The 9,331-nt window shown below is 59.3% G+C and carries 7 protein-coding genes; 2 read left to right on the forward strand and 5 right to left on the reverse strand.

Going from position 1 to position 9,331, the window contains the following annotated elements; genetic code table 11:
- Positions 1 to 1,463 (forward strand): hypothetical protein (locus EOA33_RS39035; RefSeq protein WP_190234273.1); only part of this gene is annotated, 1,463 nt, incomplete at its 5' end.
- A gap of 607 nt (positions 1,464 to 2,070) precedes the next feature.
- On the opposite strand, the gene hxsA is transcribed toward EOA33_RS39035, so the two are convergent.
- The 4 genes from hxsA to EOA33_RS14440 are packed head-to-tail and all read right to left on the reverse strand — an operon-like array spanning position 2,071 to position 5,379.
- The gene (gene hxsA / locus EOA33_RS14425) at positions 2,071 to 2,616 is read right to left on the reverse strand and encodes a His-Xaa-Ser repeat protein HxsA (RefSeq protein WP_127405918.1); all 546 of its coding nucleotides are present in this window, start codon (positions 2,614 to 2,616) and stop codon (positions 2,071 to 2,073) included.
- Positions 2,613 to 3,710 (reverse strand): His-Xaa-Ser system radical SAM maturase HxsC, encoded by a 1,098-nt coding sequence (gene hxsC, locus EOA33_RS14430; RefSeq protein WP_127405919.1) that lies wholly within the window; start codon positions 3,708 to 3,710, stop codon positions 2,613 to 2,615. The genes hxsA and hxsC overlap by 4 nt, the downstream gene beginning before the upstream one ends.
- Positions 3,707 to 5,116, reverse strand: a complete 1,410-nt coding sequence (gene hxsB, locus EOA33_RS14435) for a His-Xaa-Ser system radical SAM maturase HxsB (protein ID WP_127405920.1) — start codon at positions 5,114 to 5,116, stop codon at positions 3,707 to 3,709. The genes hxsC and hxsB overlap by 4 nt, the downstream gene beginning before the upstream one ends.
- Entirely contained in the window at positions 5,116 to 5,379 is a 264-nt protein-coding gene (locus EOA33_RS14440) for a hypothetical protein (RefSeq protein ID WP_127405921.1), read from the reverse strand. Before EOA33_RS14440 ends, hxsB begins: the two co-directional genes overlap by 1 nt.
- A 591-nt stretch (positions 5,380 to 5,970) precedes the next feature.
- Between EOA33_RS14440 and EOA33_RS14445 the strand changes: the two genes are divergently transcribed.
- The gene (locus EOA33_RS14445) at positions 5,971 to 8,859 is read left to right on the forward strand and encodes a peptidoglycan-binding protein (protein WP_127405922.1); all 2,889 of its coding nucleotides are present in this window, start codon (positions 5,971 to 5,973) and stop codon (positions 8,857 to 8,859) included.
- Between the two features lie 6 nt (positions 8,860 to 8,865).
- Here EOA33_RS14445 and EOA33_RS14450 read toward each other — a convergent pair.
- Positions 8,866 to 9,331: SMC-Scp complex subunit ScpB (locus tag EOA33_RS14450; RefSeq protein ID WP_145989141.1), on the reverse strand; the 466-nt coding region annotated here is incomplete at its 5' end.

The following is a 9,331-nucleotide window of genomic DNA, read 5'->3' on the forward strand; positions in this document are numbered from 1 at the left end:
TCCGCACAGAGCCTAAGGAAGACGTCGAGGCCAGATCCGCGGACGGCAAGGCGACCGACCGCGGATCTGGCCTCGACGTCTTCCTTAGGCTCTGTGCGGAGATGGACAGTCGGTTAGCGACAGAGCGGGGCCGTTGGGCAGATTTTGCTCGCGAAGAGCGATATCCGATCCGAAGTCAAAGCTTCGCGCTGACGTACTACGGGTTCGGCGAATCCATCGGATTTACCGAGGTTGCCCGATCAACGCAGCGCGGCTTTGAACCAGCATCAAAAGACGAGCGAGCCTTCCCGATCAAGGTGGAGCAACTGACTTCGGGCCAACTCCATTTCTTGCTGGAGGGGCGACGGGTGTTCTTCGATGGCAACGATAGTGAGTTCGCCGAGCAACTGATTTATCTATTTCGCGAACGGTTTCGGTGGGAGCCATACCACGTTCAACTCGCCATGCTGGGTTCAATTGGCTATGCGCGTCGGGCGCCGCAGGAGGTGCTCGAACGCCTGATCGAAGCTATCCAGGCTCTCGACGTGAGCCCGACAAACTGGGCCATCAATTCGAGTATCGTCGACTCGCTGAAGATCCTCGGCGCACTTGATGTTGAGGCCGAGGGTTCACGGGAGCATGTCAAAGCCGAGCTGGCGTCCGTGCTTGTTGATGATGAGGATGTCGTCGACCATGACCTTGCTCTCTCGCTGTGCTTGAGGATGTTCGATCATCCGTTCGACTCCATCTATGGCGAGGAAATTTACAGTCTGGACGAAGAGTTGCGGCGACGCCTCTATCGCCGAGCACTGCGCGCTTCGGATATCAGAAGTTCAACGAGCTTGGACTGGCTTACCAGGGAGGTAGCATCGTTTGGCGATCCTGCCGACGCAGCCTTGCTGCGGCCGCTCACAGGCCTGCCTAGCACGACAAACCCGTTTGCGCAGGAGGAATGGGGCGCCTTTGCGACCGCGACCCGGTTTGTCGGTCGACATCATGCCGGGTTGGAGCCGGTTGATCCAACAACGTCGGAAGAAGCGTGCCTCGTCGCAATCCGGTTTCTGATCTATGCCATCGAGGCGAAGCGATCCACGGAAGCCGAGGCAGCACGGCTCGCTTGGGCACGGCTCAGTGAAATGCCGGCTCAGTTGGTCGTCGGTTGCCTGAGCGAGATTCAAAAGGCACTAAGCGATCGGTTTATTCCGACCGAGAGGGTCGATGCGTATCCGCCTTTGGACTTCGTGGCAGGCTATCCGTCGGATTGCCTGGCGGTATCACGACGCTTCATCGACGACGGGATCGATGCTCAGTTCTACCATCGCGTCCCGCACAGGGAGGACGGAATAAAGTTCGCGTTCGACACGGTCGCGACTTGTGGGGATCGAAGCGACGTCGAAAGGCTTCGAGGCCGAACCCGGGCTCATCGCTTCGCGCGGCACGCGCTGGCGGCGCTTAAACGTTTGGAGGGTAGCGTTACAGAATGAAGGAGGCGGCGTTCCCGGTTCTAGTCAAATTCGCAGCTGCAAGTGTCCGATTCCAGCAGAAGACGCAGTTACTCAAACGTCAGCGATGAGGCGCGGAGCCGCCGTGACGCCTTCGGGGCCAACGGCGGCCTGACAGGTCTTAGTGCTCGAGCATCGACAGCGGAAGTCAATTGGAACGGGTGCAGTCTCGAACTAGCCGCAAATGAAGACTCTCGATCGATTCGGAGGCCCTATTTAGCGGCCCCTTGAACAAGGCGAATGCCGCCGCTCCCGGCGCATCGTCACGCAGGAGCCGAGCTACGCAACGTTCTGTGCTATGGCTCTTGGCGCATTCCCGATGGCGGGTCGATCAATCCCATTCTACGTTGACCGTAAGAACCGCGTCTTCGATACTTCGATCGACGTCGCCTATCTCGAGCAGGTTCGCAGGCACGTCGTTGAGTTCGCATGCGCTGTAATGGATTCTGTCAGTCATATGGGCTGGCAGTTTCCTGGTTGCCTGGGCCCGAAATCTGGGCGCCCGGGATTCCTCCTGATGCCCTGTGATGAGCTCCTGGAATTGTAACTCCCTGCTCTTATGCAGAGTGGCCACGGCATGGTGTAGGAGCTAGCGCGCTTCAATCCTTAGCGCATTTAGCGTCTCGGGCGTAATCGTCCCGGTCACCTTCAGCCCGTAATCAGACTGCATACGCTGGAGCCCAGACCTTAATTCAGGATTCATCTGCCCGTCTATCTCGCCACTGTAGTAGCCGAATGCGAGCATCGCGGTCTGGACCTCCTGGACGATTTCTGTGAATTTGTTTGCATTACCGGGAAGGACCCTAAGCGGCGCCGGAGATGGCGCGATCGCGGGCGCTTGGTAAGTCGGTGTCGGGGCCGATGGAGTGCTATACAGCGGAGCTGGTTCACTCGGCGCCGGCGGGGTGTAGGAGTAGCCGCCCGTCGACGATCTATGACTCGAGTGCGAGCTATGGCTGCTGTGACTGCTATGTCCGGCCAGCGTGTACAGATGGTCGAGCTTGAAGATATCGAAGAGAGATTTCGTCCTTCCGAGGTCGCCGTCCAAACTTGGCTTGGTCGGCAGTGCCTGTGCATTGGCTGGCAGGAATCCCGCCGCAAGCAGCGACGGTATGGCGAAAAGCCGCTTCTTCATTGGATAGCCCCAAAATTGCCGTATCCGTGGTTTGCCGGATGCCACTCGAAAAATCCGCCGCACTCGTCCTTCAGCTTGCATCCAACGCAGTCGGCCCGGTAGACGCGCTTCCAGTCCGAGATCGTGGCAGGTGCCAGGTGGCGGTATTTTTCCGGCACCGTGCAGAGCGGGAAATTATAGAGCCAGGCATCTATCCCGCGGCTCCTAACGAGATCGAGGGAACGACCGACGACGTCGAAGCTCTCCGAACTGTCGTAGAAGAGCGTCTTCCAGTTCATGCGGCCAAAGCCGATGTTCTCCATCTGCATGATTGCCCATGTGCGAATGAACGGCAGAGCAGAGACGATGAACCTTGCCAGTTGGGGCAGCCCATCAGTATTCGGACGCATCAGCACGGTGCGGAGCTCTACCTGGGCACCCAGGCGGCACATAAGTGCAAGATTCTCCAACAGTCGCTCGTGCGCGCCGGCTTTCCCGACGATCTCGTCATGGACCACGGGATCGCGGGAATAGAGCGGGATACCCCAAACCACCCTTCCTCGATCAATACGTCTTATCGCCTCGCAATCATCTGGATCGAAATGCTGGCCGTTGGTCAGAACGTGGAAGGATAGGTCAGGGCGCGCGTCCAGAGCCCTGCGCAGGAACTCAAACAACTGCGCTTTGAAAAGCGTCGGCTCGCCACCGGAAATCCCGATTGTCGTGCCTTCCGGAGCCAGCAACGCCGCCGTCTCGAAATAGGGGAATAGGTCGACATGATGCTTCTTGGGCGGCTGCGAGCACATCAGGCACACCTGGTCGCACCGCTCGGTTACCAGCAAGGTGTTGTGGGGCGACGAACGGCGGATGATGCGGTCCGCGGTTCCCCGCCGCGGGTTCACGAGCATCACGTCTCCGTCGACCTTGGAAGGATCGATGCCAAGGATACGTATCGAGCCACCCTCCCCAGAATAGTCGGCGCCTTCCGGGCCGACCCGCTCCAGCGCTACGTCGAAAGGGTTCAGTTGTTCGCGGGGATCAGCCTCAAACGAGCGAAGCCGGACCACGAAAAGCTGATCGGCGTTTGTCTCAACCTTGATGCGAAGAGGTATCATTGGTGTGCCGGTGCCATGCTGTCGTCCCAGCCGCCCACGCCGAGCCAGGCTGCCAGCGAGGCACGGGCAGGTTCGTCCTTGCGGTAGAGGACCTCGAACACCTTGTCGAACAGCGACAGATGCCGGCCGCAAAACCATGTGTCCGGCCGCGGGGCGTCGATTCGGCCATACCGGGAGATGTCGTCGATCACGTCAGTGCCGCAGAACGGCTGATAGGCGCAGTGAATGCAATCTGGGTCGAAGTGGTTGAATGCACCGGAATTGAGAACGTTGACCTTTGCGCGATCGATACCTGTCGCGACATCGCCAATGCTAAGATCGATCTGGCCGATCCTGGACAGCATGCGCGCTTCATCGGTCGGATAGAAGCGGCCGTCGTGATCTATGACGATGTAGTCGGAGGCGAAAAAGTTTGGGTTGCGAATATCGACGTGGCTGTCGGCACCGAAGCAGAGAGCACGCTTCAAGCACTGGCTGAAATAATACTCTTCCATGAAGCGCCCGGTCCGATGGTTGCGGGCGATGAGGCGGTCGATGAATTCGGTATGCAGGCGATTCCAGCGATCGAGGACATTGTCGCCCTGATGGATCTTTCTGGCAAATCCTTGGTGGTTTACCGGGCGCAAGTAGACGGACCGAATTCCATAGCGCTCATAGTTGTCCAGCAGCGCGTCAAAATCCGGCGGGTTGGCGACATCCACAGTGGGCAGGGCCGAAATCTTCCCTTGCGGATAGCGGGAGACGGCTGCCTCGAGATTTCGAAAAAAGACATCGGTGACTGCACTGCCGTGGGTTCGCTGACGCTCATGCGTCGCACGATCGCCGTCAAGCGACGTGCTGATGAATGTGTCATCAGCGTCCAGGAAGGCCCATGCACGCTCGTCCAGTGCTTGCAGGTTCGTGCAAACGACGAATTGAGACCGAGAAAACTTTCCGCGGCAGAAGTCGCGAACGACTTCCAGGAGATCGACCCGAAGCAAGGGCTCGCCACCCTGGAACTCGATCTTGATATCCGGACCGTCCAAGCCGTCGAGAAACGAAAGGATCCTGGCGAGGGTCTCGTTCGACCAGTCGAATCCACGAGCTTTCTCGGCAGCCCGGGAGACCTGGCAGTAACCGCAGGCTAGATTGCACCTAAGCGTCGGCACGAGGATGACGTAGTTCATTCTCGTTGGCCTTGCCTGCCGCCTGGCCCACCTATAGGCGAACGACGTCCACTGAAGGTCGAACTCCCGATCGAATCCGTGAGCCCCTTCCCTGACGAACGTTTCGTCGACCGCAGTCAGGCTATCGGCGGCGTACCTATCCAGGAAGCCGTGGCTCGACTTGAAGAATCCGCCTGCATCGTCGGCAAAAAGCACCGAACCGTCTGACATCTCGCGGAATTTTAGCGGCCAGACGTTCATCAGCTTGTGACCGCGGCGACGAGCGCTTGGCGCATGGTGAGAGTTTCGGCGTAGATTTTCTCGCGGTAGACGGCGTGCAAAACATCCTTGCGAAGCCGCTCCTCGGAGAGATCGCTCGAACCGCTGATTGATATCCCGCCGTCGCGCCATGTGAACCGGCACGTGGGATAAAGTGACTGAAGGCGAAGTATCGCCGAATTGGCGTGCTCTTCAAATTGTGGCGAAACATCCACCACGAAGTCTAATTCAGCAGCTTTCGGCAATTTGTCGTATCCCACCCCGGACGATAATGCGCGGCTCGGAATAAACAATCAACGGCCTATTCGACAAAGTGCTGTCAAACCAGTCTCACTTTCAACGCGCTTGCCAGTCGAGTCCATACTTTGCAAAGACCGCTAAAATGCCTATTTCAAGCGTCAGCGTTCCAAAGGAGGACGCCGCAATGAGCTACCTGATGCTCCGCATCTCGATCGCGCTCACCCTGTTTCTGACGGCTGATGGCGTTGCCTTCGCCAGCAAGATCATCGGCAACGGTTAGCGACATGAGGGCGCAGCCGAGGCATCCCAGCCGAGGTTCCTGCGTCTGAGGTCTATCCCAGAAGTGCCGACGATGTCGGTCAATATGATCAGCACGGGCAGCGATGAGGACGCTACCGTTGGTCGTAGCGGGTGTTGCCATTCACGACCAGACGGGGTTGCGTAACTCCTAGGACATCCCGCGAGACGGACCTCCGCTGTTGACGCCCAATCTCTTGGCTATCCCCGGTAAGCATAAAACTTCAAAGGCCTGCCGCCTTCTTGCTTAGCCCAAAGGATTCGTGAATATGGGTCTTGGGGTTGTGTAGGGGATTACAATGCGTCGCGTGTGCAGTGTGGGCGTCGCTGCCTTGTTGGTGGCTGCTTCTTTGCCGGCTAGGAGCTCGGCATCATCGCTTTCCGACTTTATCCAGATCATCCAGAACGGCCAACAAGTTGTGCGGCCGATGGGATTCAGGCCTCCGCAGTCAAATGCATTGTGGCTCGTTGTATCGAGCCGACCTGGTGAAGAAGAGGCAATCGCCCTTGCGCAGTCTTACGCACCGACCCTAGGACCAACGCTGGTCGCGCATAGCAGAAACGGAGTTTTTGCGGTCGTCGCCGGGACGCTTTACCAGGACAAAGCGAAGGCGAACCTGGCCGCGCTCAAGGAACTGCACATCATCCCTCAGGATTCGTTCCTTTCGCGCGGGGACGGCTTGGACGGGTTGGTCTGGATGTCCTACCAGAGAGGAGCCTCGTTCGACTTTGCGACGCAGCCCAACTATCTCAGGGTTGTCCAACGGCTCCAGGCGGCGATGTCGAGGCTTGGCCTCTATTCCGGCCCTGTCGACGGCCTGATCGGACCAACGACGGTAAAAGCCTTCCGAGTGTACCAGTCGCGCTTTGACCTGCAGACCGGGGACTTGCTTACAGAATACAGCCTCACGGAGATCGAACGTAACGCAGGCGACGGCTTCCACAGCGACCAGGAGCGAAACGACGCACGAGCTCTCGGCTACACGGATGCCCAGAGCTTCAGCGACGCGAAGGCCGGCGGTTTCACTTCGGCGAGCGCATTCGCGCAAGCCAAGAGCATGGGCTTCATGACGCAGCGTGACTACGATGCCGCCGTGTCAGGTGGCTTTCGCAACCGCGATGAATACCAAGGTGCCCAGACAGGTGGATTCGATGCAGCCAATGAGTATCGAGCCGCCCTGCAGCTTGGCATTCAAAACAGGGCGGAGCTGGTCGCTTATCGCGCGTCGGGATTCTCCGACCCCGCCGCTTACCGCGACGCCAAGCAGAAGGGCTTTTCTGACAAGGCCTCGTACGACAAGTCGGAGGCCCGGAAGTTGAAAGCCGCGAGAGCTGCCGCAGCAGCGCTGCTATCTGATGCCGAAACCTTCCTGAAGTTGAACCCTGACACTTCCAACCTGGTCGAGATCGCTGGCCAGGCCGCCGCGCTGAACGCGCAAGTCCAGACCGATTCCACAGATGCCTTGAACGGTTCGGCGCTCCGACTGACCAACCTGCTCATGGCCGTGCCCGGCTACGCCGAGTTTTCAGCGTCGAGGGACAAGGAGCGCGCCGCGGCGATCCAAAAGCAGAAGGCAGAAATCTTCGCCGAGCTCCAGGCCGACCGCCAGCCGCTCAAGAACTGGATGAGCAGTCATCTGACATCCGCCAAGCTTCCCGAGGTCGTTGAGGAGGTGAAGGCACTCGACGAAATCTCCGACACGAACGATCTGGACTCGCTGACCGACGCACAAGAAGGCGTGCGGGCGATGATCGCGCGGCAGGCCCTGGCGGGTGAACTGGATGCTGCCAAGGCCACTGACAGCCAGTCGGAAAACAGCGCGAGCCAGGAGAGCAACAGCGCAACTTATGCAGTTACCGAACTGAACAAGGCGCTCCTCCGCGGCCCGCTAGAGGACGTGGTCATCCTCTACAATGCAGGCCCGAAGGCACCTTCTCTCCTGCGCACGATATCCGGACAGTTCTCGCTGACGAAGAACCAGGCGTGGATCTGCTTGTTCGGCCCAGAGAGGACACCTGCCTTGGACAAAGCCCTTCTCGCTGCCATCGACCCGCTGGGAGGCAAGGCAATAAACGTCAAGTCGGACTGCGGGGCGAACGATCTCGATGGCGCCGACCTCTTTCTGGTCAAGCGCAAGACTTTCCTGGAGGCCCCGCCAACGCTTCAGGCGGCCTACCTCGAAGGGATGGAAGACAAGACGTTCCGGGTGTTCGATCCTATCCGCTTCGAAGACATTAGGGCCCGCATGGAGTCAGACCAGACACTGGCCCTGAAGATCGCTCAGGAGGTAGCGTCAGGAACACGCGAGGGATTTGGTGGCATCCTGTTAACGAGTTCGTCCGACCGGATCTGCAGCGTAGTCGATGGCAATGCTGCGGTGCACGAAGCGACAATTGGCAAGATAGCTGATTTCGCAGGTATGTCGGGAAGCACGGTCTCATATCCGTCGATCGACAAAGCCTACGAGGACGTACGGCACGAACAGTGCCGGGTACTCTACGCGTCGGCCGCCAACCTGAAAGCCACCTCTGAAGCGTTGGCGCGCGACGGCGTCCATTTTGTCTTCGCCCCGGTGTGGCTCGACCGTAGCGAAGCAGCCAGCACCGCGGCCAAACTGGATGCGGCCAAGCAGGAAACAATAAAAGCTGCGGAGGCCAAGCGCGTGGCCGCCGACGAGGAGAAGAAAATCGCTGCCCAGCGCGAGGCAGACGAGAAGAGCTCGCAATCGGCCCGCCAGTTGGATCTGCGCCAGAAAAACGGACCTGCCGCGACCGCATTGCTGAACCTGTTCTCGGAGAGCCTGAAGAGGACCGTCCTGGGTAGCGCAGACAAGGCCAACACCTCCTCCGGGATCAATGTGGAGACCCTGTTCCCTGATTTCGCAAAGTGGAACGCGGGCCTTTCGCAAGACAACTGGAAGGCCACAGACGTGATCTCCGCGGTGGAGGATTACGGCACCGTCAATTGGAAGGGTCGCAATCTAGACGGCATCGTTGTCAAGGCGACGGTCAAGATGGCGAGCGCGGAGCGGGGCCAGTACAAGGACGAGTGCTTCCTGTTCGGCGCCGTCGTCGACAACGAATTCCAAATGGTTCGCGACCCCTATGAGACCAAATGCAATGAAACTCAGACCTCTGCCCAGTGGGCTGTCGGCCACGAGCTCAAGAGCCTTTGGATTGCCAACTGACCTGACCTATCCCTCATCGCGATCGGAAAACTCAGGCATGATGTCGCCGGCCAGAAGCTTTTCCCTCGACAGCAGCCCGGCGTCCTCGAGCGCCTCGAAATCCGGCAGCTGGCGCAGCGTGTCGAGCCCGAACTGCGACAGGAAATTTTTCGTCGTCACATAGGTGTAGGGCGCGCCCGGCTGTGGGCTGCGCGGCCCCGAAGCGATCAGCCCCTGCGCGCGCAGCACGCCGATCAGATCGCGCGACACCTCCTTGCCGAAAAAGCTCGACAACTCGCCGCGCGTGATCGGCTGGAAATAGGCGATGCACATGAGGACAAGCGCCTCCGACTGCGACAGTTCTTTTGCACCCTCCCCCTCCGGCCTGCCGAAGGCGGCGTGGATGGCGTCGCCAAAGACCTTCTTCGTCCGGTGCTGCCAGCCGCCGGCGACCGACACCAGCTCGTAGGGGCGACCGGCGAGCTCGGCGCGG

Source organism: Mesorhizobium sp. M4A.F.Ca.ET.050.02.1.1, assembly GCF_003997725.1.
GTDB lineage: Bacteria > Pseudomonadota > Alphaproteobacteria > Rhizobiales > Rhizobiaceae > Mesorhizobium.